This is a genomic window from Candidatus Trichorickettsia mobilis (genome assembly GCF_034366785.1).
GTDB classification, from domain to species: Bacteria; Pseudomonadota; Alphaproteobacteria; order Rickettsiales; family Rickettsiaceae; genus Trichorickettsia; species Trichorickettsia mobilis_A.
Map to the genome: position 1 here is coordinate 1,399,479 of NZ_CP112932.1, position 25,519 is coordinate 1,424,997.

At 33.5% G+C, this 25,519-nt stretch carries 24 protein-coding genes and 1 tRNA gene; 13 read left to right on the forward strand and 12 right to left on the reverse strand.

Annotation, left to right across the window (positions count from 1 at the left end; translation table 11 throughout):
- The first annotated feature begins 15 nt into the window (after positions 1-15).
- Together htpG and Trichorick_RS06435 are read left to right on the forward strand one after the other, a co-directional pair.
- A complete protein-coding gene (htpG, locus tag Trichorick_RS06430; protein ID WP_323738173.1) occupies positions 16-1,890 on the forward strand; it encodes a molecular chaperone HtpG in 1,875 nt (624 codons plus the stop codon).
- Complete coding sequence (locus tag Trichorick_RS06435) at positions 1,887-2,993, forward strand: adenosine kinase (RefSeq protein ID WP_323738174.1); 1,107 nt, start codon at positions 1,887-1,889, stop codon at positions 2,991-2,993. The genes htpG and Trichorick_RS06435 overlap by 4 nt, the downstream gene beginning before the upstream one ends.
- 9 nt (positions 2,994-3,002) lie before the next feature.
- On the opposite strand, the gene Trichorick_RS06440 is transcribed toward Trichorick_RS06435, so the two are convergent.
- Positions 3,003-3,077 (reverse strand) — tRNA-Thr (locus Trichorick_RS06440).
- 135 nt (positions 3,078-3,212) lie between these two features.
- Between Trichorick_RS06440 and Trichorick_RS06445 the strand changes: the two genes are divergently transcribed.
- Together Trichorick_RS06445 and Trichorick_RS06450 are read left to right on the forward strand one after the other, a co-directional pair.
- A complete protein-coding gene (locus Trichorick_RS06445; protein ID WP_323738175.1) occupies positions 3,213-3,392 on the forward strand; it encodes a hypothetical protein in 180 nt (59 codons plus the stop codon).
- A gap of 10 nt (positions 3,393-3,402) precedes the next feature.
- Positions 3,403-4,464: an anhydro-N-acetylmuramic acid kinase gene (locus Trichorick_RS06450; RefSeq protein ID WP_323738176.1), complete on the forward strand. Its 1,062-nt coding sequence runs from the start codon at positions 3,403-3,405 to the stop codon at positions 4,462-4,464.
- On the opposite strand, the gene Trichorick_RS06455 is transcribed toward Trichorick_RS06450, so the two are convergent.
- Positions 4,424-5,155 (reverse strand): alpha/beta hydrolase, encoded by a 732-nt coding sequence (locus Trichorick_RS06455; protein ID WP_323738177.1) that lies wholly within the window; start codon positions 5,153-5,155, stop codon positions 4,424-4,426. The genes Trichorick_RS06450 and Trichorick_RS06455 overlap by 41 nt on opposite strands.
- Before the next feature lie 691 nt (positions 5,156-5,846).
- On the opposite strand from Trichorick_RS06455, the gene Trichorick_RS06460 reads away from it, so the two are divergent.
- Positions 5,847-7,151 carry a Na+/H+ antiporter NhaC family protein gene (locus Trichorick_RS06460; RefSeq protein WP_323738178.1) on the forward strand — a complete coding sequence of 435 codons (1,305 nt, stop codon included), beginning with the start codon at positions 5,847-5,849 and terminating at the stop codon, positions 7,149-7,151.
- Between the two features lie 125 nt (positions 7,152-7,276).
- On the opposite strand, the gene Trichorick_RS06465 is transcribed toward Trichorick_RS06460, so the two are convergent.
- From Trichorick_RS06465 to Trichorick_RS06490, 6 genes are all read right to left on the reverse strand, one after another.
- Positions 7,277-7,552, reverse strand: a complete 276-nt coding sequence (locus tag Trichorick_RS06465; RefSeq protein WP_323738179.1) for a hypothetical protein — start codon at positions 7,550-7,552, stop codon at positions 7,277-7,279.
- Positions 7,553-7,772: 220 nt separating this feature from the next.
- Positions 7,773-8,633: a TIGR01459 family HAD-type hydrolase gene (locus tag Trichorick_RS06470; protein WP_323738180.1), complete on the reverse strand. Its 861-nt coding sequence runs from the start codon at positions 8,631-8,633 to the stop codon at positions 7,773-7,775.
- A 36-nt stretch (positions 8,634-8,669) separates the two neighbouring features.
- Positions 8,670-11,105: a DNA topoisomerase (ATP-hydrolyzing) subunit B gene (gene gyrB / locus Trichorick_RS06475; protein WP_323738181.1), complete on the reverse strand. Its 2,436-nt coding sequence runs from the start codon at positions 11,103-11,105 to the stop codon at positions 8,670-8,672.
- Positions 11,106-11,190: 85 nt separating this feature from the next.
- A complete protein-coding gene (gene prmC / locus Trichorick_RS06480) occupies positions 11,191-12,036 on the reverse strand; it encodes a peptide chain release factor N(5)-glutamine methyltransferase (RefSeq protein WP_323738182.1) in 846 nt (281 codons plus the stop codon).
- A gap of 326 nt (positions 12,037-12,362) precedes the next feature.
- The gene (gene truA / locus Trichorick_RS06485) at positions 12,363-13,109 is read right to left on the reverse strand and encodes a tRNA pseudouridine(38-40) synthase TruA (protein ID WP_323738183.1); all 747 of its coding nucleotides are present in this window, start codon (positions 13,107-13,109) and stop codon (positions 12,363-12,365) included.
- On the reverse strand, positions 13,090-13,797 hold the full coding sequence (locus Trichorick_RS06490) for a M48 family metallopeptidase (protein WP_323738184.1): 708 nt from the start codon (positions 13,795-13,797) through the stop codon (positions 13,090-13,092). The genes truA and Trichorick_RS06490 overlap by 20 nt, the downstream gene beginning before the upstream one ends.
- 121 nt (positions 13,798-13,918) lie before the next feature.
- On the opposite strand from Trichorick_RS06490, the gene Trichorick_RS06495 reads away from it, so the two are divergent.
- The 7 genes from Trichorick_RS06495 to Trichorick_RS06525 all read left to right on the forward strand — a co-directional run bounded on the left by Trichorick_RS06495 (position 13,919) and on the right by Trichorick_RS06525 (position 20,534).
- A complete protein-coding gene (locus Trichorick_RS06495) occupies positions 13,919-14,173 on the forward strand; it encodes a ribbon-helix-helix domain-containing protein (RefSeq protein WP_323738185.1) in 255 nt (84 codons plus the stop codon).
- A gap of 9 nt (positions 14,174-14,182) precedes the next feature.
- On the forward strand, positions 14,183-14,380 hold the full coding sequence (locus tag Trichorick_RS06500) for a PIN domain-containing protein (protein WP_323738186.1): 198 nt from the start codon (positions 14,183-14,185) through the stop codon (positions 14,378-14,380).
- A gap of 129 nt (positions 14,381-14,509) precedes the next feature.
- A complete protein-coding gene (locus Trichorick_RS06505; protein ID WP_323738187.1) occupies positions 14,510-15,511 on the forward strand; it encodes an NAD(P)/FAD-dependent oxidoreductase in 1,002 nt (333 codons plus the stop codon).
- Entirely contained in the window at positions 15,508-16,401 is an 894-nt protein-coding gene (locus Trichorick_RS06510) for a bifunctional 5,10-methylenetetrahydrofolate dehydrogenase/5,10-methenyltetrahydrofolate cyclohydrolase (RefSeq protein ID WP_323738188.1), read from the forward strand. The genes Trichorick_RS06505 and Trichorick_RS06510 overlap by 4 nt, the downstream gene beginning before the upstream one ends.
- Positions 16,394-17,158, forward strand: a complete 765-nt coding sequence (locus Trichorick_RS06515; protein WP_323738189.1) for a 3'(2'),5'-bisphosphate nucleotidase CysQ family protein — start codon at positions 16,394-16,396, stop codon at positions 17,156-17,158. Before Trichorick_RS06510 ends, Trichorick_RS06515 begins: the two co-directional genes overlap by 8 nt.
- A gap of 81 nt (positions 17,159-17,239) precedes the next feature.
- On the forward strand, positions 17,240-18,175 hold the full coding sequence (locus tag Trichorick_RS06520; RefSeq protein ID WP_323738190.1) for an AEC family transporter: 936 nt from the start codon (positions 17,240-17,242) through the stop codon (positions 18,173-18,175).
- Positions 18,176-18,257: 82 nt separating this feature from the next.
- Entirely contained in the window at positions 18,258-20,534 is a 2,277-nt protein-coding gene (locus Trichorick_RS06525; protein ID WP_323738191.1) for an NADP-dependent malic enzyme, read from the forward strand.
- Positions 20,535-20,674: 140 nt separating this feature from the next.
- On the opposite strand, the gene Trichorick_RS06530 is transcribed toward Trichorick_RS06525, so the two are convergent.
- Together Trichorick_RS06530 and Trichorick_RS06535 are read right to left on the reverse strand one after the other, a co-directional pair.
- Complete coding sequence (locus tag Trichorick_RS06530) at positions 20,675-21,187, reverse strand: gamma carbonic anhydrase family protein (protein WP_323738192.1); 513 nt, start codon at positions 21,185-21,187, stop codon at positions 20,675-20,677.
- A 14-nt stretch (positions 21,188-21,201) separates the two neighbouring features.
- Positions 21,202-22,083, reverse strand: a complete 882-nt coding sequence (locus Trichorick_RS06535; RefSeq protein ID WP_323738193.1) for a transporter substrate-binding domain-containing protein — start codon at positions 22,081-22,083, stop codon at positions 21,202-21,204.
- Between the two features lie 219 nt (positions 22,084-22,302).
- On the opposite strand from Trichorick_RS06535, the gene recO reads away from it, so the two are divergent.
- Positions 22,303-23,025 (forward strand): DNA repair protein RecO, encoded by a 723-nt coding sequence (gene recO, locus Trichorick_RS06540; protein WP_323738893.1) that lies wholly within the window; start codon positions 22,303-22,305, stop codon positions 23,023-23,025.
- Between the two features lie 4 nt (positions 23,026-23,029).
- On the opposite strand, the gene Trichorick_RS06545 is transcribed toward recO, so the two are convergent.
- The gene (locus tag Trichorick_RS06545; protein ID WP_323738194.1) at positions 23,030-23,248 is read right to left on the reverse strand and encodes a hypothetical protein; all 219 of its coding nucleotides are present in this window, start codon (positions 23,246-23,248) and stop codon (positions 23,030-23,032) included.
- Positions 23,249-23,496: 248 nt separating this feature from the next.
- The gene (locus Trichorick_RS06550; protein ID WP_323738195.1) at positions 23,497-25,383 is read right to left on the reverse strand and encodes a hypothetical protein; all 1,887 of its coding nucleotides are present in this window, start codon (positions 25,381-25,383) and stop codon (positions 23,497-23,499) included.
- Positions 25,384-25,519 lie beyond the last annotated feature (136 nt).

Genomic DNA, 25,519 nt, shown 5'->3' on the forward strand with positions numbered 1-25,519 from the left:
ATTAGGTGCAATATTATGTCTCAGGAAAAAAAGAAATTTGATGCAGAAGTTGGTAAGGTTTTACATTTAATGATCCATTCTCTTTATACTAATAAAGAGATTTTTATGAGAGAGCTGATCTCAAATGCATCAGATGCCTGTGATAAATTAAGGTATTTATCACAGCTTGATCATAGTTTAATTGCAGATGATAGTAATTTTAAAATTACAGTCAAAGTTGATAAGGATAAACGCACTATTACCATACGTGATAATGGTATTGGAATGAATAAATCGGATTTAATCGAAAATCTCGGTACTATTGCTCGCTCAGGAACACAAATGTTTGCTGAACAACTATCTGGTGATGTTAAAAAAGATAATTTATTAATTGGACAATTTGGAGTTGGTTTTTACTCTGCTTTTATGATAGCGGAGGCTATTACCGTGACTTCAAGAAAAGCCGGAGAACAACAAGCTTATGTTTGGCATTCAGATGGTGTAGGGGAGTATACAGTAGATGAGGCTGAAGTAGAATTTTTGCGTGGTACTGAGATAGTATTACAGGTTAAGCCTCAGGAGGATACTTATCTAGATCACTTCCGCTTAAAACATATAATTAAGAGTTATTCTGATCACATCACTGCTCCAGTATATTTTGTTGATGCGCAAAATAATGAGGTGCAAGTCAATTCTTGTTCCGCTTTGTGGACAAGACCTAAGTCAGAAATTACTAAAGAGCAATATCAGGAGTTATATAAAAGCTTGTCATATGCAGCAGATGAGCCATGGTTGATTATGCATAATAAGAATGAAGGAGCTGCTGAGTTTACTAATTTACTATTTATTCCATCTAGTAAGACTTTTGATTTATTTCATCCTGATCGTAGGCGCCGAGTAAAATTATACATCAAGCGAGTGTTTATTTCGGATGAAAATATTGATTTAATTCCGCATTATCTCAGATTCTTACGTGGTATAGTAGATTCAGAAGATTTGCCGCTTAATATTAACCGTGAAACATTACAGCATAATGCAATAATTGAAAAAATAAAATCAGCCATCACTAAACGAGTGATAAATGAATTGAAAAAGAAAAAAGAAGAATCCCTAGAAGAATATCTCAATTTTTGGACAAATTTTGGTGGAGTATTAAAAGAAGGCTTATGTGAAGCGATGGCTGATCATGATAAATTACTAGAAGTTTGTGTATTCAAAAGTTATCAACTTGATAAAATGATTAGTCTTGATGAATATATCAGCCGCTGTAATCCAGAACAAAAAACTATATACTACTTAAGTGGAGATGATCCAGTTAAGTTACGCTCTAGCCCACAAATTGAAGGATTTATCAGTCGAGGTATAGATGTATTATTATTTACTGATACTGTTGATGATTTTTGGGTAAATGTAAATAGTAAATATAAAGACTATGAGATAAAATCAGTTACAAGAGCAGATATTAATTTGGAGACATCGGAAACTCAAGAAGCAACATCAAACACTAATAACCAAGATAATGAAGTTACAGAAGATTATCAGCAGTTGATCCAATATTTTAAGCAGATATTAGGAGATTTGGTGCGTGATGTAAAAATTTCACGAAAATTGACAGCAAGTCCTGCTTGTCTTGCTATTGGTGATGGGGCAATGGATATACGGATGGAACGGTTTTTAATAGAGCAGAAGCAGTTGGTGGCAACAACAGCAAAAATACTAGAACTCAATCCTAAGCATCCAATTCTTGAAAAAATAAATCAAGATGTGCTGTCTGATAAAAATAATTATGATAATGAGGAATTAGTTAGGTTGATTTTTGATCAAGCTTGTATTATTGAAGGTGAACCTGTGAATGATGCTGGAGAATTCGCTAAGAGGCTAAATAATGTACTACAACGAGTTATACTATGAGATTACTTTATATTATATTTTTTTATATTATATTTTCTCCCTTTTTGACACTAGCTCAAGAACAACAGCAAAAAGAAAATGATGTCATTATCCTAGGTCAAGCAGTATATGATACAATCTTTAAAACTACTGAACGAGAGCTACTGCCATTTGTACAAGCTCAGGAAATGTATATTGGAGATTCTAGGAAAGTTTCTTATAATGTGATTCAGGAATTAGAGCAAAGTTTTGTTCCTATTATGACTGCTCCTGGTGGTAGTGCTGCAAATATGGCTTATGCTTTAGGTGTGCTTGACGCAAAGGTTGGTTTTTATTCAGTATCATCAACAGATGCTTGGGGGACGGAGTTTGTTAAATCTTTAACTAATGTTGGGGTCAAGGATTTTACCAGATCTATTGAGAATGCAGATCAAGATGATAGTAAAACTATCTCACGAGTATTGGTCTTTATTACTCCTACTAATGCTGAACGCACCATGTTTGCATATGATGGAATATCTACTGATTTTAATAAAGTTGAGTTTGATTTTTCTGAAGTGCAAAATTACAAAGTTGCTTATATAGAAGGGTATATTTTTAGTGATCTGAATAAAAAATTCATTTTTAATTTTATTAAATTTGCTAAATCTTTAGGATTGAAAATAGCTTTTAGTCCTTCCAGTACACATTTAATAAATTCTTATCGAAATGATTTTATAAAAATAGCAAACCAATCAGATATATTATTTACCAGGCCAGCAGAAATATCAGCTTTATTTGATGGAGCTGAGAGTGAACATTCTCTTAAAAAATTAGCTGCTAAAATTAATACCATTGTTATGACTATGGGTGAAGAAGGGGCGGTTATTGTGCAGGGAGCAAAAAGAATTACTATTCCACCAATGATTCAAGATAAGAAGAACATCATCGATACTACAGGTGCTGGAGATGGATTTGCTGCGGGGTTTTTATATGGATATACACATGGGTATGATATAGAGAATAGTGGTAAATTAGGGGCATATATAGCCGCTGCTGCACTCAAACAATTATCAGCGAGACCAAGCAAAGAGATGATTCAGAAATCAATGTCTGAATTCCTCAACTCGACAAAAGTACAATAGCCATAAAAATGGTGCCGCTAGAGAGAATTGAACTCTCGACCTCATCATTACCAATGATGCGCTCTACCACTGAGCTATAGTGGCTTTGATTTTGACTTATCGTTCTTTGCCAATTGGAGTGTATTTCTGTCATATATTTACTGATAGGTCAAGGAGAATTTAAATAGCGACTGTTCCTATTATAGTATTTTTTCTAAATTTATGAGTTTTTGAATAATTATGACATTGCAACCACAAAATAAATCACCTAAAGTGGTTAAACGTATAAAAAATTTATCTAATGCTTTACAAAAAAACTTACAAAGACGTAAGCACAGTAAAAAAAATATTGAGCAAGAATCATTAGAGACTGTTTTGGAAGTAGATACGCACTTTCAAGACAAGTCCCCTCTTAAATAAGGAGAAATAATTGTTAGCCATAGGATTAATGAGTGGTACAGCTCTAGATGGTGTGGATGCTGCCTTGATAGAAACTGACGGGGAATATTATTTTAAACGCATTGCAAATTTTCATCTTTTTTACCCTGCAGAATTCCAAGCACGTTTGAAGTTATTAATTGAAACTAAGAATAATTGGTTACAATTGGAGCATGAACTTACCATATACCATATTAATTGTGTTTTAGCATTATTAGATAGAGAGAGGATACCGGCTAATCAAATAGCGGTAATTGGGTTTCATGGGCAAACAATATATCATAATCCAGCTCAAGGAATTACTTGGCAGATAGGTAATCCCCATTTGTTAGCTCAACGTACTAAGATTAATGTTGTCAGTGATTTTAGGAGACGAGACATCGCTTGTGCAGGACAAGGGGCGCCATTAGTTCCTATATTTCATCAATGTTTAATGCAAAATGAGATAAAACCGGTAGCAGTATTAAATATAGGGGGAGTAGCAAATGTAACTTATATTGACGAATCCATGTTACTTGCGTTTGATACTGGTCCAGGTAATGCTTTGATCAACGATGCGATGCTAAGATACTATAATAAGTTATATGATGAGGATGGGATAACTGCAAAGAATGGTGTAGTGCAACAACAGATAGTTTCCAGCTTGTTAGATGATGAGTTTTTTGCTGAACTTCCTCCTAAATCTCTAGACAGAAATTATTTTAGTAAAAACGAACAATTATTTAACCACCTTGATCCTGCAGATGTTATTGCTACTTTAACAAAATTTACGGTATCTTCTATAGTCGCTGGATTAAAGCATTTGCCTGCCATGCCAGAGAAGATATATGTTTGTGGTGGAGGGGTGCATAATAGCGCCATACTAACAGGTTTGCGAGCAGAGATTGGCGATATAGTTTTTAATATTAAAACCCTCGGTCTAGATGCAGACTTTATTGAAGCTCAAGCTTTTGCCTATCTTGCGGTTCGTAATTTGAAGCAATTGCCTAGCACTTTTCCTTCAACTACTGCAGTTAATCAAGAAACACTTTCTGGCGTTTTGTTTCTTGTATAGTTTCTTCAATATCCCTGATATTTGATTGTACAAATTGCTGGTTATTTGATTGGTTAGAGAATTTTAATTGCAGAAACTCACCTAAAACTTGAGTTAATTCTTCAATTTTATTACGGAAAAAATGATCTGCTCCGTTAATTAGCTTATAATCTACTTGTATATGTCTTTGTTTTGATAATTTATTTGCTAGTTCTACGACTGCTTCTTCTGAAACTATACTATCCTGATCTCCTTGGACTATAAGACCTGGAATTGGACAAGGAGATAAAAATGAAAAATCATATTTATTTACAGGTGGAGAAATTGCTATAAAATGATTAATTTCTGGTCTACGCATAATAAGCTGCATAGCAATCCAAGCGCCAAATGAAAACCCTGCTATTAAATTTATATCACTATATTGGTTATTTATTTGTAACCAATCAAGAGCTGTGGCAGCATCAGTCATTTCACCAATGCCATTATCAAAGGTTCCTTGTGAACGTCCAACACCTCTAAAATTGACTCTAAGCACGGTGAATCCATGCTCTACTAAAGTTTTATAGGTATTATATACTACTTTATTATTCATCGTGCCGCCATATAAAGGATGGGGGTGTAGTACCAACGCAAGAGGCGCCTTTTTGTTGTTGGATTCGGTATATCGTCCTTCAATGCGACCTGATGGACCATTAAAAAAAACCTCTGGCATAAATAATCTGTATCCTTAAATATTTTACATTTTTTTAAAGATTAATTGTAACATAGAATTAATTAATAAGCAATAATTTTACTAACCTAAAGCCTTATGATAGTATTAAGTTAATTTTATTTAATACTAAATAAAATATAGTAAATTAGAATCTACAATAGATATTGCTTGACTTATTATAATAAATAAAGTTAGAATAAAAGCACATTCTTATAATATAGAAATTATATCCAATGATTTCCTGGTCAGTAATTCTTCTGTTTCAATATCCTCAATTTCGAATGTGTATTTCATATTAAATACTAAACCTTTCTACATGAATTAATGGTAAATACTGATCAACTTCGCTAGTAGGGCAAAAGTGATCTAGTGATGACTTGAGTTTCTGTCATAACTCCTCGCAATTATGCTTAAGGAGCGTGGCTAGATTGACTCAATTTACTGTAATATCTAAGAGCCTGTCAGATCAGTAGATATAAGAGAGGAAGTTTTAGGAAAAACGAAGTCGAGTACCGCAAGCAGTCTTTTGGTTTGTTTCGGAACTTCGACTGCGTTTTGAGTGAGCAAAATTACCTCTTATATCTACTGATCTGACAGGCTCTAAAGTAGAGTCGTTTTAATTCATGAGTTGTCGGTTTATTTTAAAATTTTATAAATTTCTAATTATCATATATTAGCGAGTGTTTTGGTTATGCATATATTAATTAATTTTTTACCAATATTATTTTTTGTACTACTTTATGTAGGTAGTGGAATATACTATACTATTATTGGTGTAGATTACGCTTTTTATCAAGTTTCACCGATTGTTGCAATTATTCCAGCAATTGCACTAGCTTGGTCGTTGTATCGCGGCACCACTGAAGAAAAAATGAATTGTTTTCTTGATGGAGTAAGACATCGGGATATCATCACCATGTGTATAATATTTTTATTATCCGGGGCATTCGGTGCTGTAACGAAAGCTATTGGCAGTGTAGATGCTACAGTAAATTTAGCATTATCTTTAGTGCCAGCACAGTTTTTGCTAATTGGAGTGTTTATTACAGCAGCTTTTATTTCAACAGCAATTGGCACCTCTATGGGTACAATTGCAACAATCGCTCCTATTGCTGCTAATTTAATAGAACATGGTGCTTTTTCAGCGGAGGTTGGTATGGCTACTGTGGTTGGTGGAGCAATGTTTGGTGATAGTTTATCAATCGTTTCTGATACTACTATTGCAGCAGTAATGTCACAAAAGGCTGATCCGAAGGCAAAATTTAAGCTTAATGCAATAGTTTCTCTTTTTGCCTCAATAATTACGATTGTTATTTTATTATTGTTAAGTAATGACCATCATGGTAGTGCTATAATTTCTGGAAGCGAGTATAATGTTATTTTAATTACGCCTTATATTTTACTAATAGCATTACCTTTATTTGGTACAAATGTATTTGTTTGCTTAGTGGTTTCTTTGATATTTACTTGGATTATTGGCTATATAAATCAAGACTACAGCGTAATTAATTTTAGTAATGATATAGTGAAGGGTTTTGCTCATATGCAAGAAATTATGTTACTTTCTTTAATGGTTGGTGGACTATCAGGTTTTGCCGTGAAAAGTAGTAAAGATATAGCCCTTTATTTATCTGATATCATTCGTAAGAGAGGTAATAAACGAGCAGCACAGTTTGTAATTGCCAAAATAGTTTCAGTTTTTGATTTGCTATTTGCCAATAATACTGTTGCAATTATTTTTAGTGGAGAAATAGCAAAAGATATAGCGGAGAAGTACAAAATCCCTCCACACTATAGTGCTACCTGGCTGGATATTTTTTCAATAGTATTTCAAGGGATAATACCATATGGAGCACAAATATTATTAGTAAGCTCATTAGCCAATTTATCACCGGTCAGTATTATACCGCATGTATATTATTGTTATATTTTAGGTATAGTGGCAATTGCTTATATTATTTGGGTTCCTATACCAAAGAAGATCTCTGAAAACTAAGCTTATCTTCGCTCTGTTAAATTATGATATGTTAATTTAACAGAGCAAAAGGTTGTATACTACTCATTCCGGCTCAAAGCCGAAATTGGTATTATAGAGTGTTCAACTGTTTAACTTACTCAACTCTAAACTTCCTGGTGAAAATGATCAAATATACATGCACCTAATATTTCTCCAAAGCTCGGTGCTGGAATATTAGGAAAAGCGCTAATAATTTCATTACCAAATAACGCTGTTTCTGCATCATTTATAATATGTTGTGTGCTAATTAGTTCGTTTATAAATGGATTGCTGATTATATTTTCTGAAGTATATGACGACTTGTTTAATATTTCTAGAAAATTTACTTCTACTCCTCCTTTTATTATATGCGGTAAATGCAATTTTTTTTCAACATTCATAGCATATGTAAGTAAACAACGCTCTATGACGCTCATGTTATGGGATTGAAAAAAATTATCTAATTTATTAGAACCTCTGAATAGATCACCTTGCCAAGTTACATCATCTTCGGAAAAAAAACAAAATGTTGTGTTGCTAAACTGTTGAATAATATTTGGATCACCTTAATATAATATCAATATTCAAGAAGAGTTTTTTATAGTAAATTATTAAATTATGTTATTCTGTAAGCTCAATAACAAAATTTGGTTGGGCTTCAAACTTAGTTGCGCTCAGATCTATGCTATGTAACTTATCTTCTATAGTAGAGTATGATTGATGAAATTTTTTGGCATTACCGGTTAAGACTAAAGCTGAATTTATGCCAACTCTATTAGCTCCTAAAATGTCAGTTTCAAAAGTATCACCGATCATAAGAATACGATTCTTAGGCACTAATGGTAATTTAAGTATTACTTGATTATATATTTCAGTGTATGGTTTTCCGGTATATATTACTTTACCGCCAAGTTGTTCCAGTTTTTGAGCAAAATATCCAGCGCAATATCTATAGGATTCCTGCCTTGGAATTATAATATCCGGGTTAGCGCAGATATTTATTATTTTACGTGATACTGCACTCTCCAATATTTGGTCAAATTGATTTATATCCTCTCCCTCATCACGGTATAAGGTTAATAATAAAATATTAGCATCATTTATTTCGGTTGTAAGCTGACAATTCAGTTCTTGAGTAATATCATCATTACGATCAGCTCCTAAATGATAAATTATCGGCAGCTCTATTTCAAGTTTGGTGGTACTATTTTTTAGTAGCTGCCTAGCAGCTTCTCCTGATGTTATTACCATTTCTGGAGTTGTTTTAATACCCCATGAAGTTATTATTTTATGTGACCATAATTTTGAACGTGGGGCATTGGAGACAAAAAACACCTGCTTATTGGTAGAAACTGCGTTAACAACATCAACTATTCCTGGATATAATTGATCACCCTCAATAATGACTCCCCATAAATCAAATAAAAATACATCATAATCATCTATGACTGAAAAAATATTTTTATATTGTAATTGATGCATAATTTTTCCTTTATACTTCATTTTATTTCAAGTTGACTAAACGTCCAAATTCACTACATTCAAAGCATTTTCTTGTATAAATTCACGTCTAGGTTCTACTACACTACCCATCAAAGTTGAGATAATTTCTTCAGCATCATCTGTTTCATCTACTTTTACTTGTAATAAGGTGCGACGGATTGGATCTAAAGTAGTTTCCCATAATTGTTCAGAATTCATCTCACCAAGCCCTTTGAAGCGTTGTATGGTTATACCTCGCTTACTATGACCGAGAAGAGTATGTAGTAATATTGTCGGTAAAATAATATTCTTATATTCTTGTGATTTTATTATCAATTGCACTGGTTTAGTAAAAATATCATGCAAAGCTAAAGCAGAGTTTCTAATTTTTCTAAGTTCTACTGAATTGACCTGTTCATGCGATAAAGTCCTACTTTCTTTTAATCCTCTAACCAAGCGGAAAAATTCAATATAATTATCCCCCATCACTACTTGCCAATCTGTCTTATCTGGTTCAAGTTCTCCAAGGTTTAAAGTACTGGTGCAAGCAATAATCTGTTCTTTGTTGCCTACATCAAATAAATTATTATCCAGAAAATTATTTATAGCCAAACATTCTAGAATATTTTTAGGGAATTTTATATTAACTTGATCTAGAGCTGTAACAAATTTTTCTATTTGAGCAATTATTTGTTGTAATTCCTGATCCTGAACCAGATTACCGTCAGCTAATAATAAAGCAGAATCATTAATTACTGACTTAATTAAATATTCTTGAAGGGCTTGCTCATTTTTTAAATAATACTCAGTACTGCCTCTTTTTGCTTTATATAGCGGTGGTTGGGCTATGTATAAATAACCTTTATCCATTAATTCTCGCATATGACGATAAAAAAAAGTTAATAATAATGTCCTGATATGGGAGCCATCAACATCAGCATCAGTCATAATCACTATTTTATGATATCTAAGTTTTGCAATATTAAAATCATCATTACCGACACTGGTTCCAAGTGCAGTAATTAAAGTGCCAATCTGTTCAGAACCGAGCATTTTATCAAATCTTGCTCGTTCAATATTAAGGATTTTTCCTCTTAGCGGTAAGATAGCTTGATATTTTCGATCACGCCCTTGCTTTGCAGTGCCACCAGCTGAATCTCCTTCTACAATAAATAATTCTGATTTTGCCGGATCTTTTTCTTGGCAGTCAGCTAATTTTCCTGGCAAACTTGATATTTCAAGCGCTGATTTTCGCCTAGTTAATTCTCGTGCTTTTCTGGCGGCTTCCCGAGCAACAGCAGCTTCGATTACTTTGTTAATAACGATTTTAGCGTCATTAGGATGTTCTTCCAACCATTGTAGCACTTTAGTGTATGTGGTATTTTCAACAGCTGTTCGTACTTCTGAGCTAACTAACTTATCTTTAGTTTGTGATGAAAATTTAGGATCCGGCACTTTAACTGATAATACGCAAGATAGACCCTCTCTAATGTCATCACCGGAAAAACTTATTTTATTCTTTTTATTTAGACCATTAGTTTCTATATATCCACTTAAAACTCTGGTTAATCCTGCTTTAAATCCTATAAGGTGAGTACCGCCATCACGTTGTCTGATATTGTTAGTGAAGCATAGAATATTATCATGATAGGAATCATTCCATTGCATGGCAAGCTCTACAGTAATGCCAGTCTCAGGAGTATAGGTAGTTACTGATATGCAATTATGTAGCGCTACTTTTGCTCGATCTATATATTTTACATAAGCAGTAATACCGCCTTCTGATGCGAATTCTACTTGTTTTGGTTCACTACTACGGTTATCAATCAATAAAATTTGTACCCCGGAATTTAGGAAAGCTAATTCCCTTAGGCGATGTTCAAGAGTAGTAAAATTGAAATCTAAATTACTAAAAGTATCTTTTGATGGGTAAAATGTGATCTCTGTTCCTTTTTTATCTATAGCTTCACCAATTATTTTAAGAGGAGCTTCGGTCTCACCATTTTTAAAACGCATAAAATATTCTTGGTTTGATCGCCAAATACGTAATTCTAGCCACTCTGATAACGCATTGACTACCGATACACCAACACCATGTAAACCACCTGAAATTTTGTACGAATTTTGATCAAATTTTCCACCAGCATGTAATTGAGTCATAATTACTTCGGCAGCGGAAATACCTTCTTCTTCATGAATATCTACTGGTATACCTCGGCCATTATCACGTACAGTTACCGAACCATTACTATTTAAGATGACTACAATAGCATTACAGTGACCTGCTAACGCCTCATCAATAGCATTATCCACTACTTCATAAATCATGTGGTGTAGTCCGGAACCATCGTCGGTATCACCAATATACATTCCTGGTCTTTTTCTGACAGCATCCAGACCCCTAAGCACCTTAATTGAGTCAGCGCTATAATTATCTGCTTTATCTATTTCTTCGTGGTTGTTATTTGACATATTTTTAACACTTTTATACAATCAACATTCTTGCATCGGATTATATACAAGAATCATGAAAATAACAGTGTTTTCAAGAGATGATTTAATTAAAGCAGATTGCTCGTGTATGACCTGCCAGATCTTGATAAGTTTGATATACATTATAACCAGCTGTATTAAATATTTTAATAACCTGTTCAGCTTGCGAATAGCCTACCTCAAGTAATAATTTGCCATTTGGTGCTAAAAAATGTTTTGCCACTCCTGCAATTGCGTTATAGCTGGAATATCCGTCATTATCAGCAAATAAAGCTAATGTAGGTTCATGAAGTATGGTTTCGGGGGTCATAATGGAAGTTTCGTAATCAGCTATATAAGGTGGATTACTAACTATCAAATCAAATTTTTGTGGAGCAATATTGTGAAACCAGTCGCCATGAATTAATTTCAATCGGTGCGCTACATTGTGAATTTCAGCATTATTAGTAGCAATTTTTATAGCATCAATACTTATATCTATGGCCGTTGCTATTGCAAATGGTAGTTGTAGTAGTAATGTAATGATGATACAGCCACTACCAGTACCAAGATCAAGTATTCTAAATAGTGATGTCAAGATCTCTGGCGTTAACGCTAGTGCAGCATCGATTAGAACTTCAGTATCTGGTCTAGGTATTAATACTTTATTATTGACAGCGAATTTATAACCATAAAACTCTTTGTAACCAACAATGTACGCTATAGGTTCAAGTCGCATACGTCTTTTTATTGCGTTAAAAAATATTGTTAGCAATTCGGTTGATAATTCTTGGTGCTCAGCGGCAAGCAGATACTCCAATGGTTGATTTATCGAATGCCCAAGCAAAATTCGAGCCTCTAAATAAGTTGATTTTACTCCTGCTCGCTGCAATTCTTGGCTAGCATAAGCAATGGCTTGACTGATTTTCATAATTTATAATTGTGTGATAATAACGTGCTTTTCAAATATCTAAGGTCATCCCAAACACCAAAAGTCAATGCCGAACGCCCAAAGTCATCCCGAACTTGTTTCGGGATCTTATGAAGTTTTGACGAGATCCCGAAACAAGTTCGGGATGACTTTGGGCGTTCGGCATTGACTTTTGGTGTTTGGGATGACATTTCGGTGTTCAGCAATGATAAGCCTTATTGACTTTTTTGTTAACTTTATGGTAATTTTTTATAGTTATATAAATGATATTATAATATGTCAACAATAATTATTATTATATAACTGAAAATAATAATGAGAAATGTTTAATAATCTACCTTAATAAAATACAATCCTTTGGCTGGAGCAGTAGAGCCTGCTGCTTCTCTCTTTTTAGAATCTAAGACTGCTTTAATATTTTCTGGTTGCCATTTTTCTAACCCTACTAATACTAAACTACCAACAATGTTACGTACCATATGATGTAGAAAAGATGGAGCAGATAAATAAAAATTAATCTGTTCTTGGTCACATTTGATTATATCGAGTTTAGATAAAGTTTTAATTGGTGATTGCGCTTGGCAATGTTTAGCTCTAAAAGAAGTAAAATCATGTTGGCCTAATAAATAAGATACACCTTGTTGCATTGCTGATATATTTAATTTATGTCTAATCCACCATGCACGTTCTGCGTCTAATATTACTTGGCCAGGTCTATTGACGATTTTATAGATATAGTGACGTTTTATTGCTGAAAACCGAGCATGAAAATCGCTCGTCACATTTTGACAATCTATAATTGCTACTGAATGTGGTCTCATAAAATGATTCAGAGAGCGCATAATTTGGTGCGGATCACGGTAGTTAGTTAGATCAAAATGCGCTACTTGACCTAAAGCATGAACTCCAGCATCTGTTCTACCGGCAGCAATAACAATGGTGTTTGTTTTAGTCAGGCAGTAAATTGCTTCTTCCAATATTTGTTGAATAGATAAACCATTAGCCTGGCGCTGCCATCCAGCTAGTCCGGTTCCTAAATATTCTATAGTTATTTTATAACGATATTGCTGCATTTAAATAGTAATTCAATAAATGTCCATTTTTTCTAAGCCATAGCTTAGATAATGAATAATCAGGCTCAATTGTAGATACTAGATGCCAAAAATTTTTGCTGTGATTCATTTCCTTAAGATGGCACATTTCATGGATTACTACGTACTTTAGAACTTCTTCAGAAGCAAAGACAAGCCGCCAATTAAAAGATAAATTGCCTTTACTAGAGCAGCTTCCCCATTTACTTACATTAGAAGTAATTCTGATTTTATTGTAGCGTAGTTTATATTCAGCTATTATCGGTGCTGCCAATATTACTATTTTTTGTAATAATAGATGTTTTAAGAAATTTCTTAAAACATCATGGTAGCTGTCATCTCTTGAATATACCTCAATATACTCATGCTGCAACTTGACCGAATTATCATCGGCTTGATGGTAAATTACATTATATGACTTACCAAAAATTGGAATAATATTGCTAGGAATTTGTGATGCTATAGTGGTTTTTTGTAGTTTTCTTCTAATCCAATGTTCTTTACTTAATAAGAACTTATGACCTATTTCTGCTTTTATCCCAGATGGTAGCACTAATTCTACCAATGATTTATAAGTAATCCTTATACCAATTCTTTTTGCTTTTTGACTTTCCCGGACTGGAACTTTTAAGGCTTCACCATGTTGCTCGAGAATAATATAATTTGACATTCATTGAACTTTTTAACCAAGCAATATAATCTAATAATCTCTAATGATCAATAACCCTCTCGCAGAAACTACATCATACTGTTTTTGAAAAATAAAATAATTTATTATATTATATCAGATAATGATAACTAATATAATAAATATTAATATGAGAACAATTGTTGATATACCTGATGCACAAATTAAAATTTTGTATCAGTTATCTAAAAAGAAAAAATTATCAAGGGCTGAAATTATAAGACAAGCTTTAGCTATTTATATTGTTAATGATGCGGAAAGTAAAAAGAGTTATAAATTTGCTTTCGGTATATGGAAAGAAAAGCAAGTTGATAGTTTATCATATCAACAGAAATTACGTAGCGAGTGGGATAAGTGAACGCAGTGTTTGATACTAATTACTGTAATAAATCTTAACGAAGAAGTCGCAGAAGGTGTTATAGTAATTAGAAGGGATTACAAAATCAAACTACCAGAAGCTATAATATGGGCAACTGCTAAACATACTAACAGTCTGTTAATAACTAGGAATATCAAGGATTTTCCTGCGCAAGCATCTGATATAAAAGTATCATATACTATATAACAATTAAGAGCTAAGATTGTATAGTACTAGCTGATCAGCCATATAGCCATGCGACCAATCGTTCTTTACACAAAATAAATAATTTGTTATGTATAGTGTTTGTTCTATAATTTTATCTGGATATGCGATATGCACACTACTGATGTTGTTATTATTGGAGCGGGACCTGTAGGGTTGTTTGCAGCCTTTCAGGCCGGTATGTTGGGTATGCGTTGCCATATTATTGATGCGTTGGAGCTACCAGGAGGGCAGTGTTATGCGCTATATCCAGAAAAACCTATTTATGATATTCCAGGTTATCCTAAAATTTTAGCAGCAGATCTAATTAAACAATTAGTGGATCAAGCGACGCCATTTAATCCTGTATATCATTTAAATCAACGAGCCACAGAGCTTATTACTACAGACAATAGTTTTATCATAAAAACTTCTGAAGAGTTAACTATACAAGCTAAGGTTATAATAATTGCAGCAGGAGCTGGTGCATTTGATTTTAACAAACCACCACTAACAGGAATTGAGTTGTTTGAGAACAAATCGGTATTTTATTTTATAAAAAATCGCAATGATTTTATTAATAAGAAAATTATAATTGCCGGGGGAGGGGATTCCGCGGTAGATTGGGCAATTTCTCTTGCTGAGATTGCCAATAAAGTTTATTTGTTGCATCGACGTGATAAATTCAGAGCAGCGCCGGAGAGTTTAAGACAAATTAAACAATTGGCTGATGCTGGTAAAATTACAATTATCACCGGTTATCAACTTGATCGGTTAATTGGTAGCGATGGTTACCTGGAGGCGGTAGTAGTCAAAGATCTAGATGGTAATCTTAAGACCATAGAAGCAGAGATGTTGTGCCCATTTTTTGGGTTAGCACAAACGCTTGGGCCAATTGCTGAATGGGAATTGCAGTTAAAATCTCATCATATAGCAGTAACATCGCCGCACTGTATGACTAACATCAATGGAATTTATGCTATAGGTGATATTGCGACATTCCCTGGTAAGCTCAAATTAATTCTTACTGGTTTTTCAGATGCAGCGCAAGCAGTGCATCATGCATATGCACGTGTATTTGATGGTAAGGCATTGCATTTTGAGTATTCAACAACCAAGGGGTTGCCAAGATGAAGCAATATCCATCTAATATTATTGATGGTAAACAGTATGCTGCTTTAATGTTAAAAGAATTGACGGAAAAAGTTAAGCTGTTAAAGCTCTCGTTTAATATTGTGCCAACAATTGCAGTTATTTTAGTAGGTGATAATCCGGCAAGTATAATTTATGTTCGCGGTAAATTAAAAGCGGCGGCTGATTGTGGTATGAACGCAGCTACCGTAAATTTGCCGTCAACGGTTACTAACGCAGAACTGCTAAATTGTATTACGGCATTAAATGACGATGATACTATATCAGGTATAATCGTGCAATTACCGTTGCCAACTCATATTGATCAGAAAAATATTGCTTTAGCGATAAGTCCGGATAAAGACATTGATGGGTTTCATCCATTAAATGTTGGGTGTTTATATAATAGTGCAATTTTTGATGGTTTTATTCCTCCCACTGCTTTGGGCTGTCTTGCTTTAATAAAAAAATGTGATGTTGTGCTAGCTGAAGCACATGCCGTAATTATTGGTCGTTCAAATATAGTGGGAAGGCCGCTTGCTGCATTGTTGCTTAAAGAGGATTGTACAGTTACAATCTGTCATTCTAAAACCAAGAATTTACAAAATATTACCTCTCAAGCCGATATAGTTATCTCTGCAATTGGAATTCCTGCGAAGTTATCTGCTAAATATTTTAACCCTAATGCAATCGTAATTGATGTTGGTATTACCAGACTATCTGCTGATAACTCAAAAATAGTTGGTGACGTTGATTTTTTTAATGTGTATGATAAGGTACGTTTTATTACCCCAGTTCCTGGAGGGGTTGGTCCGATGACCATTGCTTTCTTACTCTCAAACACCTTAAAAGCTTGTTGCAGGCAGCATCATCTTACTGATTTATATGTATAATTCAATCAATGCTCTCAAGACACTAATCACTGAAGCTGGTCAAATAGCTTTAAAGGTAAAAGATTCCGGTATTATTGTTAATTATAAAGCAGATAATTCTCCAGTTACCAATGCTGACCAGGAGATTAGTCAGTTTATTTATCAGGGCTTACAAATGATTGCCCCGGAAATAACGGTTATTTGTGAAGAACGATTTAAGCAACAATTGACTACTAATATTTTCTGGTTAATAGACCCTATAGATGGTACTAGAAGTTATATTAGGGGAGAAGAGAGCTATACTGTGAATATAGCTCTAATTAAGGATAATATTCCCATTATCGGCTTAATTTATCAACCAGCTACTTCTAAGCTCTATTATACTGATAGTAATCACGGTCTATGTATTGAGCAAAATCAAGTGTTGTTAAAACAAAATCAGCGCGCATCAGGAAATGATCAATATGTTGCTGTTGTGGGAGCTCAGGATTTAGATGAAAATACTAGTATCTTTTTGCAAAATCATAATGTTAGAAAAATAACAAATATTTCAAGCTCAATCAAATTATGTTTAATCGCAGAAGGAAGTGCTGATATATACCCCAAATTTGAACAAACAATGGAATGGGATATTGCAGCGGGACATGCTTTAATAATAGCTGGTGGTGGTAATATTACCGATCTACATGGACAGCAACTGATGTATGGTAAGCATAATTTTGAAAATCATCATTTTCTTGCCTTCAGTAAATACTGGCTTAATGATAAGTCTATTTAAGCAGAACTTTGCTTAAATATTAAAATTGTGATACTATGCGAATGTCCTTTAAAATTCAGCGCAATTCTAAAACATCTTACAATGCAAGATATACTCTTCAGCACTTTGCCAATTTTTTTGATTACTCTTATTGGCAGTATCATCAAAAGAAAATGGTTGGTTTCAGAGGAGTTTTGGCGAGGTTTGGAGAAGCTATCTTATTTTTTATTATTTCCTGCATTATTGTTTAATTACATTTCAACAGCTGATTTAAAATCAGTATCACTATTCAAGTTAATATTAGGATTAATTATCTCTACGAGTATTATATCTATCGCCTTAATCATACATCGTAGGCACACTAATGGCGATAAAATACAATTTACTTCAATCTTTCAGGGTTCAATACGTTATAATAACTATATATTTTTTAGTGTAAGTAATGCATTGTTTGATGCTTTTGGTCTGACGATAGTTGCGGTTATTTCTTCATACATGATTGTTTTTACCAACTTGTTATCTATATTAGTGTTTGCCAGCTTTATTTCCAATGAGAAAAATGAAAAACATCATGGTTTAAATTTTGTAATATTATCATTAAAGCTTATTTTAACTAATCCCCTTATTATCTCTAGTATTCTAGGTTTTATCTTTAATTATGCCGAGATAGAGCTAAATCTTGGGGTACAAAAAACCATATCGAGTTTTTCTGATTCAGCATTAGCCATTGGAATGTTAAATGTTGGAGCTAGTTTAAAATTTGTGGCATATAGAAAATACTATCGTCAAATATTGTTTACTAGCTTAATCAAATTGGTGTTGCTACCAATAGTTACATTTATTGTGCTGTGGTTAATGTCTATCAATGATTTGGAAAGATCAATTGGCATATTATATAGTTGTATACCTTGTGCTAGTACAGCTTATGCTTTATCTCGACAGCTTGGTGGAGATCCAGAGTCAATGGCATCAATTATTACATTTATGACTATTTTTTCAGTAGTATCGTTATCTATTTTAATGTATATTTTAGGTTGATTTTATATGTACTAAAAGTAAATAATTAATATAAAAATAAGAGAATTTACTGCAGCATCTAAAAATATAAGAGGTACAGCATATGAATGAAATAAACAAGTCAGAATATGAAAAGGCACTAAAATATCATGCTCAAGATAGAGCCGGTAAAATTGCTATTGTTCCTACTAAGCCTTTAGTTACTCAACAAGATTTGTCGCTTGCTTATACTCCTGGAGTAGCAGCTCCTTGTCTTGAAATAGCAAAAAATCTGGATAATATTTATAAATATACTGCTCGCGGTAATGTGGTTGCGGTTATATCTAATGGTACAGCGGTACTTGGTTTAGGTAATTTAGGTGCTGCTGCTTCAAAACCAGTTATGGAAGGTAAAGCTGTACTATTTAAAAATTTTGCTGATATTGATGCAATTGATCTTGAAGTTGACACTACCGACCCGGAAGAATTTATTAATGTAGTAAAATATTTGGGCTATAGCTTTGGTGGTATCAATTTAGAAGATATTAAAGCTCCTGAATGTTTTATTATCGAGGAGCGCTTAAACAATTATATGCAGATACCGGTATTTCATGATGATCAACATGGTACTGCAATTATCGCTAGCGCAGGATTAATTAATGCTGCTTATTTAACAAATCGTAGCTTTGCTGAAATGAAGATAGTAGTTAACGGAGCAGGGGCTGCTGCACTTGCTTGTATAGAATTATTAATAGCATTAGGTGCCGTCAGTCAGAATATTATACTTTGTGATACCAATGGCGTGGTTTATCAAGGACGTACCGAAGGAATGAATAAGTGGAAAGAAAAATATGCCATTGATACTAAATTACGTACTTTAACTGAAGCAATGAATGGTGCCGATGTTTTTCTTGGTTTGTCTGCACGTGGAGCGGTAACAGAAGAAATGGTTGCTGCTATGGCTTTAAATCCTATTATTTTTGCTTTGGCTAATCCTGAGCCTGAAATTACACCAGAAAGTATTAAAACAGTGCGCAGTGATGCCATTATTGCAACCGGTCGTTCTGATTATAACAATCAAGTAAATAATGTGATGGGGTTTCCTTATATTTTTCGTGGAGCATTAGATGTGCGTGCTACTACTATTAATCAAGAGATGAAAATCGCAGCAAGTCAAGCCTTGGCAGAATTAGCCAGATCTCCTGTTCCAGATGAAGTATATAAAGCTTATCCTGATCGTAAAATGTGTTTTGGCCCGGAATATATTATTCCAGTACCGTTTGACCCACGATTAATTAGCACCATTCCTGTTGCAGTGGCTGTTGCTGCTATAGAGAGCGGAGTAGCAAAGATTACTAACCTTGATTGCAAGGCTTATAAAGCTGAATTAATGAGTAGGTTAAATCCGACATCTAGCTATATGAATTTTTTATTTGAAAAAATTCATAAGCATCCTAAAAGAATTGTTTTTGCTGAGGGTGAGGAGGAAGAAGTAATTAAAGCAGCAATGATGATGCGTGATGATGCTCTTGGCTACCCTATTTTAATTGGACGTGCTCATAAAATTACTGCAATACTACATAATATGGGAACAGAACATAGTTTGGAAGGTATTTCAGTAATGAATGCAGCAATTAATCCAAATCTCAAAAAATATATTGATGCTCTTTATAGTAAATTACAACGTAAAGGGTTTTTATATCGCGATTGCGCCAAATTAGTTAAAACTGATCGTAATGTGTTTGCTGCATGTATGGTAGCTAGTGGCGATGCAGACGCAGTAGTTACTGGCCTAAATAAGAGTTATTTTAATAATTTTGAGGATATTAGCAAAGTAATACAGCCAAAGGTTGGCAATAGAATTTTGAGTTATTCAATAATGCTTGCCAAAGAACATCAAGTGTTAATTGCTGATAATGCTGTTAACGAGTTGCCGTCTTCTCAAGAATTAGTAGAACTTGCTATACAAATGGCTGGAATTGCTAGAAACATGGGTTATCATCCACGAGTTGCTTTATTATCATTCTCAAATTTTGGTAATCCTATGCGTGAAAAAGCTAATCGTATTCAAGAGGCAGTTAAAATACTCGATAATATGAAAGTAGATTTTGAATATGATGGAGAAATGTCGGCTGATATTGCCTTAAACCCAGAGTTACATAAAATTTATCCTTTCTGTCGTTTGTCCGGTTCAGCTAATGTATTGATAATGCCGGATCTACATTCGGCGGCCATTGCTACTCAATTGTTACAAGAACTAGGGGCGGGGGTATTTATTGGTCCAATACTGAATGGGTTTGAGTATTCTGTGCAAATTGTGCCTATGGGATCCAGTGCAAGTGAGATTCTAAGAATAGCTGCTTTTGCGGCCATTGAAGTGATAAATAATGGTGTTAAATAGGGGCTGTTGTGAATATAATAAGTTAATAAGAGTGGCGTCACGAGTTTAAGAGATCGTCATTGTGAGGAGTGAAACGACGAAGCAATGACAGTGGTTGTAGCTTTGTATGTAGTGTACTAACAGTAACTAGCTCACTGACTCTAGCTATATAGGTTGGCAAGTTTGACATAATTCTCATTAGTAGCGTGCATATGTTCTATTTCCGTTTCAGTAATGTAGCGAATAAATTTTGCCGGAACTCCTGCCCACAACTCTTTTGATTTGATTAATTTATTGGGTGTAATTAATGCGCCTGCAGCTACAAATCCGTATTCTTCTACTACGACATCATCCATTACGGTTGCGCGCATGCCAATAAAAGCATTGTTTTGTATAGTGCAGGCGTGGATAAGAGCCATATGTCCTATAGTAACAAAATTACCAATTTTTACTGGACCGTTAAATCTGGAAGTATGAATCACGGTACCATCTTGAATATTAGTATTTTCTCCTATTATTATAGGGGCAACGTCACCGCGTAATACACTGTTGAACCAAATACTTGATTTTGTTCCAATAGTTACTGCACCAATTATTATACATCCATCAGCAATATATGCTTCTTGATCTATATTAGGAGTGGATTCTTGATATGGAATAATTTTAAACGACATAAGACATAAGAAAATTATTGAGCAATTTGGTATTTGTTTTTTAAACTAGTAAGATCACCTATAGTATCAATTGAGATCATGCCGTCTTCTAGCATTTTGATATATTCAGCGGCTTTAGCCGAGCTAGCAGAGAAAGCAATGTATATTGGTACGGAATTTTCTTCTATTTTACCACAGTTTTTAATTTTTGAGTTTAAGTTATTGCTATCTAAATAATAATTTACTACTTCCTGGCATCCAATATACACGTCAGAAGTCTTGTCGACTATACTGTTTATGGAGTCAGCTACTGCATCAATTCCGCTTTCTACTACAAAGGACCAAGGATCACGTAAATAATTGGTAGTAATATACTGCTGTATTGAAGCATTGTGTATATCATAATCAAGTACCATGGCAATTTTTTTGCCCGCTAATGATTCTGGTTCATCATATACCCAATCAGTACCAACTCTAGTGAATACACTGTTTACGGTAAGCGCTTGAGGGGTAGTTGAAGTAATTAAATCTCTGCCGCCAATATCGTTAATACCTATCACTCCATCTATTTTACCTTCTTCTACTGCTTTTAAAGCATCAGCCCAAGGCATTAGTTTATATTCTACCTTGATTCCATAAATCTCAAAAATCTTTTGTGCCATTTCAACTAGATATCCAGGGTTTGGATCTTGAGGATTACAGCTATAAGGACAACGATTATCGGAAGCCAATATTATAGTAGGCATTTCGGCTATAGCTCTGTTTATAGGTATAATAAAAACTACTATGCAAATTATAAATAGGGCTTTTGTATAACTACTTAAAATAAGGTTATATAAGAACTCTATCATTAATTTCATAATACTATACAATGGTATTTGTGGCATGCTGGTAGATTTTACGACATTAATAGTCATGGTACCAAACTTATTGTCTTAGTGAAAAATATACGGTAAGTTATTCATTTAAGTAAGCTATAGTAGGATAAAAGGTATAGAGGTTCAATAATCTTCTAACAAAACTTACTCTGAGAGGTGATTTTGTTGAAAAAATTAAGCAGGGAATCCTCATATATTTTGCTGCTTTCTTGTTTATCAAGTTTTAAAAACTATTCTAGAATTAGCGTTGCAGATGATATGAATTTTCAGGATATCGGCATAATTATTGCAAAAAAACCTTTGAAAGAGCATAGTAGTATTATTTTATTATTTACTAAAGAGCATGGTTTACATTCAGGAGTAATTTATGAGGCTTCATATAAATCACGTTCTATCTATCAAATAGGGAATTTGGTAGATTTTCACTGGAAAGCAAGATTGATAGAGCATATAGGCAGTTCAAAGTGTGAATTAATAAAATCGTATAGTAACTATTTTATAAGTAATAAAACTAAGCTTTATGCTTTTAACTCGATAATTAATATTATCACTTTTGCTTTTCATGAACGTGAACCACATAATAATTTTTTCCTACCATTAAAGCAATATTTGGATAATTTGGCAATTAGCTTTAATTTTTTAGAATATATAAAAATTGAATTAGAAATATTAAAACACTCAGGCTATGAGCTACAATTAGAGCGTTGTGCAGTAACTAATGCTAACTATGATCTGACTTATGTTTCGCCAAAGTCAGGTAAAGCCGTGTCAACTAGCTCAGGAGCAAAATATGCTGATAAGCTATTGCCTTTACCAAAGTTTTTATCTTCTGCTATTCCGGTTGTGATAGATGAGCAATCAAAGCGGCAAGCTCTAGAGCTCACTAGTTATTTCTTCAATCGATATTTTTTTCATAATGTTCAACTGCAGTCAGTCGCTAGAAATATGTTTATCGAGCACATATTGTGTACAAAAACTTAATCTTCTATTCTTCATGCTTCCCAGTGCCAGTGAAATAATCAATAGCATTACCTATAGCACATACGGTAATTGCTAAAACTCCTGCTGTTGCAACAGGATAAGTATGATATTCTGGTTCGTCAGAAGTAAGATTATCATATGTTAAGTAACTCATTAGAGCAGATAAGGCAACAAAAAAACTGCTATAGCCTATAGCTTGAGTAGCTGAAGTAAATGATCTCATATGTTTAATCTAATGTTATTTATATTAACATATAATCGCATTTTTTAATATTTTGTCAACATTATTATTTATAATATTATTTTATCGACAGCGAGCAAAGTCCCATGCAGCTTAACCTGCACAGGACATCAGCGTTATTCTAGCGAAAGCCAGAATCCAGTTTTCTACTTTCAATTAGCTGATAAAAACCTAGTAGATTTATGGATCGCAGTCTTTGCTGAGATGACATCGTGGTTGAGTATGAAGCATTAATTTTCATTAACCTCCAATATTTCGCCTGATACTGACACTTTTATTTCTTGTTGATTATCTGATATAACAACTTTATTTTCAGGTTGAATATCTATATTTTCTGATTGAATCTCTATATCTTCATCTTCTTCACTAATATTCCCTTGATCTTTTTTATCAATAATTTCTTTAAGTTTCTGAGCAATATAAAGTTTTTTGGCATTATCACAAATTTGGGCTATGAACTGATTTGTAAGATATTCTGGATGATTATCGATGATTCTTATATTCAAGTCAGGATATAATTCGATAAATTTCTGAATGGATGCAAAATTTACAGAATTTGACGTTTCTATTCCTTCACGTAGTGCGTTAAAAGCTAATATTCTAACTATTGATATAACATCAGGAATTTTAGATAAGTTATTACCCAAGACACTATTCATTAAATAATCTTCTGTCAAATAGCCTTGCAATGTCTTGCTATGCATTGCTGACCAATCGCCCTTACTCGCTAATGCTTTTATTGGGTTAAATATACTTGTTTCAAGTCTAGCCTTTATCAATGGGATAATTGCCTCTTCAAAAAATCTATTATATTCTGCATTTTCTACTATTTGTGTTCCAAGCAATTTTTCTGTATATATGTGGGAATTTATTAATGAAGTTTGCAAAAGCTTACCATCAACAAAATATTCCGGATGAGTTTTTATTATTTCTTGGATAAGATCTGGATATTGTTGACAAAATATTGCCGCAGTTAATGGATTTTTATTATGGCTACCCATTATACCTAGGTTAATTGCTTCAAAACATAAACCTAAAGCTATTTTATAATTTTCTTCACTACATAATTCTCTTAATGTGTATTTTAAGTATCCCTCTTCTAAATACCCGGCTACTCCATAATCAATGTCTTTTACAACAAAATAACGTACATCATGCCATTTACCATTTGCCGCAGCTTTCTGAATTGGGTTTAAAATACTTTCTTGCAGTAATTGCTTAATTTTAAGTACTGAATAATCGGTGATACCTTTTTGTAAGATTAAAGAACGCGCTTCAACCTCAAAGCTATTTTCTTTACTGTTTTCTGATGATTCCTGCATAGGAGCTAGCTCAAATTTTTTCATGACATAGGCTGCTTTTTTTGACAATTCACTAGCCTTTTCTTGATCTCCTAAACTAGAATATATATTACTCATATAATCTAGAGCTTGAAATACAAGATGAGCATTCTCAGAAATATCAGCAAAATTACAAACTTTATTATATGTGAGTTCAGCACACTTTAAACCTTCAATTTTTGTATTGTAGATTTTGCTTTCTGTTCCCAATTTTGCTAAAGTTAATTGCGCTTCAAGCACATCTAAGTGAGGGGACTCAAAATTACTTTCTCTCTGTTGAAGAGAATATAATGCTAACTTGAATCCTTCTTCTAAATCACCGTAATTAGTTATAATTTTGTTTATTAAATTTTTAACTGTAGTAACTTGTTCACTACATTCTTTAAGATCTTGATATAATTTATTGGCTGATTCTAAATGGCTAACAGACTTTTGAAGTCGCAAAAATTTCATCTCCTTTACTTCATTTTCTACAGGATTATTATAAATATCTTCACCCATTGCCGCTAAACAACCTGCTTTAAGCTTTACTATATGGTTGAATGACTTGTTTGCATCATGTTCAGCCTCAAAAATTCTAATCTTATCTAAAATATTTTTAAAAATTGTTTCTCGAGATTCAAAATTTTTAAAATTATCTAAAAATGGCTGCAAAAATCCCTCTGATGCAAGTTGACCAATGTCAATTTTTAAAATCTTTTTTTGCAGCTGATCAAAATCCTGCTCACTCTCAGTTGTAACTAGAACTAATTCTTTTAAAGTTTTGTCCTTTGCCATACTACCTTCCAAATAGAATTACGTTGCAATATTGTGTATTGTTCATTAAATGTAAGTTAATTTTTTCATTATTACAACAAAACTACATTTCCGATAAAAAAACAATCAACATGTGTGATAAATAATATCTTGGCTT

Bases quoted from the DNA above. Each gene is read 5' to 3' on its own strand.
- htpG (WP_323738173.1), top strand. From the start codon at position 16: ATGTCTCAGGAAAAAAAGAAATTTGATGCAGAAGTTGGTAAGGTTTTA.
- Trichorick_RS06435 (WP_323738174.1), top strand. From the start codon at position 1,887: ATGAGATTACTTTATATTATATTTTTTTATATTATATTTTCTCCCTTT.
- Trichorick_RS06445 (WP_323738175.1), top strand. From the start codon at position 3,213: ATGACATTGCAACCACAAAATAAATCACCTAAAGTGGTTAAACGTATA.
- Trichorick_RS06455 (WP_323738177.1), bottom strand. From the start codon at position 5,155: ATGCCAGAGGTTTTTTTTAATGGTCCATCAGGTCGCATTGAAGGACGA.
- Trichorick_RS06460 (WP_323738178.1), top strand. From the start codon at position 5,847: ATGCATATATTAATTAATTTTTTACCAATATTATTTTTTGTACTACTT.
- Trichorick_RS06465 (WP_323738179.1), bottom strand. From the start codon at position 7,552: ATGAATGTTGAAAAAAAATTGCATTTACCGCATATAATAAAAGGAGGA.
- Trichorick_RS06470 (WP_323738180.1), bottom strand. From the start codon at position 8,633: ATGCATCAATTACAATATAAAAATATTTTTTCAGTCATAGATGATTAT.
- gyrB (WP_323738181.1), bottom strand. From the start codon at position 11,105: ATGTCAAATAACAACCACGAAGAAATAGATAAAGCAGATAATTATAGC.
- prmC (WP_323738182.1), bottom strand. From the start codon at position 12,036: ATGAAAATCAGTCAAGCCATTGCTTATGCTAGCCAAGAATTGCAGCGA.
- truA (WP_323738183.1), bottom strand. From the start codon at position 13,109: ATGCAGCAATATCGTTATAAAATAACTATAGAATATTTAGGAACCGGA.
- Trichorick_RS06490 (WP_323738184.1), bottom strand. From the start codon at position 13,797: ATGTCAAATTATATTATTCTCGAGCAACATGGTGAAGCCTTAAAAGTT.
- Trichorick_RS06495 (WP_323738185.1), top strand. From the start codon at position 13,919: ATGATAACTAATATAATAAATATTAATATGAGAACAATTGTTGATATA.
- Trichorick_RS06505 (WP_323738187.1), top strand. From the start codon at position 14,510: ATGCACACTACTGATGTTGTTATTATTGGAGCGGGACCTGTAGGGTTG.
- Trichorick_RS06510 (WP_323738188.1), top strand. From the start codon at position 15,508: ATGAAGCAATATCCATCTAATATTATTGATGGTAAACAGTATGCTGCT.
- Trichorick_RS06515 (WP_323738189.1), top strand. From the start codon at position 16,394: ATGTATAATTCAATCAATGCTCTCAAGACACTAATCACTGAAGCTGGT.
- Trichorick_RS06520 (WP_323738190.1), top strand. From the start codon at position 17,240: ATGCAAGATATACTCTTCAGCACTTTGCCAATTTTTTTGATTACTCTT.
- Trichorick_RS06525 (WP_323738191.1), top strand. From the start codon at position 18,258: ATGAATGAAATAAACAAGTCAGAATATGAAAAGGCACTAAAATATCAT.
- Trichorick_RS06530 (WP_323738192.1), bottom strand. From the start codon at position 21,187: ATGTCGTTTAAAATTATTCCATATCAAGAATCCACTCCTAATATAGAT.
- Trichorick_RS06535 (WP_323738193.1), bottom strand. From the start codon at position 22,083: ATGACTATTAATGTCGTAAAATCTACCAGCATGCCACAAATACCATTG.
- recO (WP_323738893.1), top strand. From the start codon at position 22,303: ATGAATTTTCAGGATATCGGCATAATTATTGCAAAAAAACCTTTGAAA.
- Trichorick_RS06545 (WP_323738194.1), bottom strand. From the start codon at position 23,248: ATGAGATCATTTACTTCAGCTACTCAAGCTATAGGCTATAGCAGTTTT.
- Trichorick_RS06550 (WP_323738195.1), bottom strand. From the start codon at position 25,383: ATGGCAAAGGACAAAACTTTAAAAGAATTAGTTCTAGTTACAACTGAG.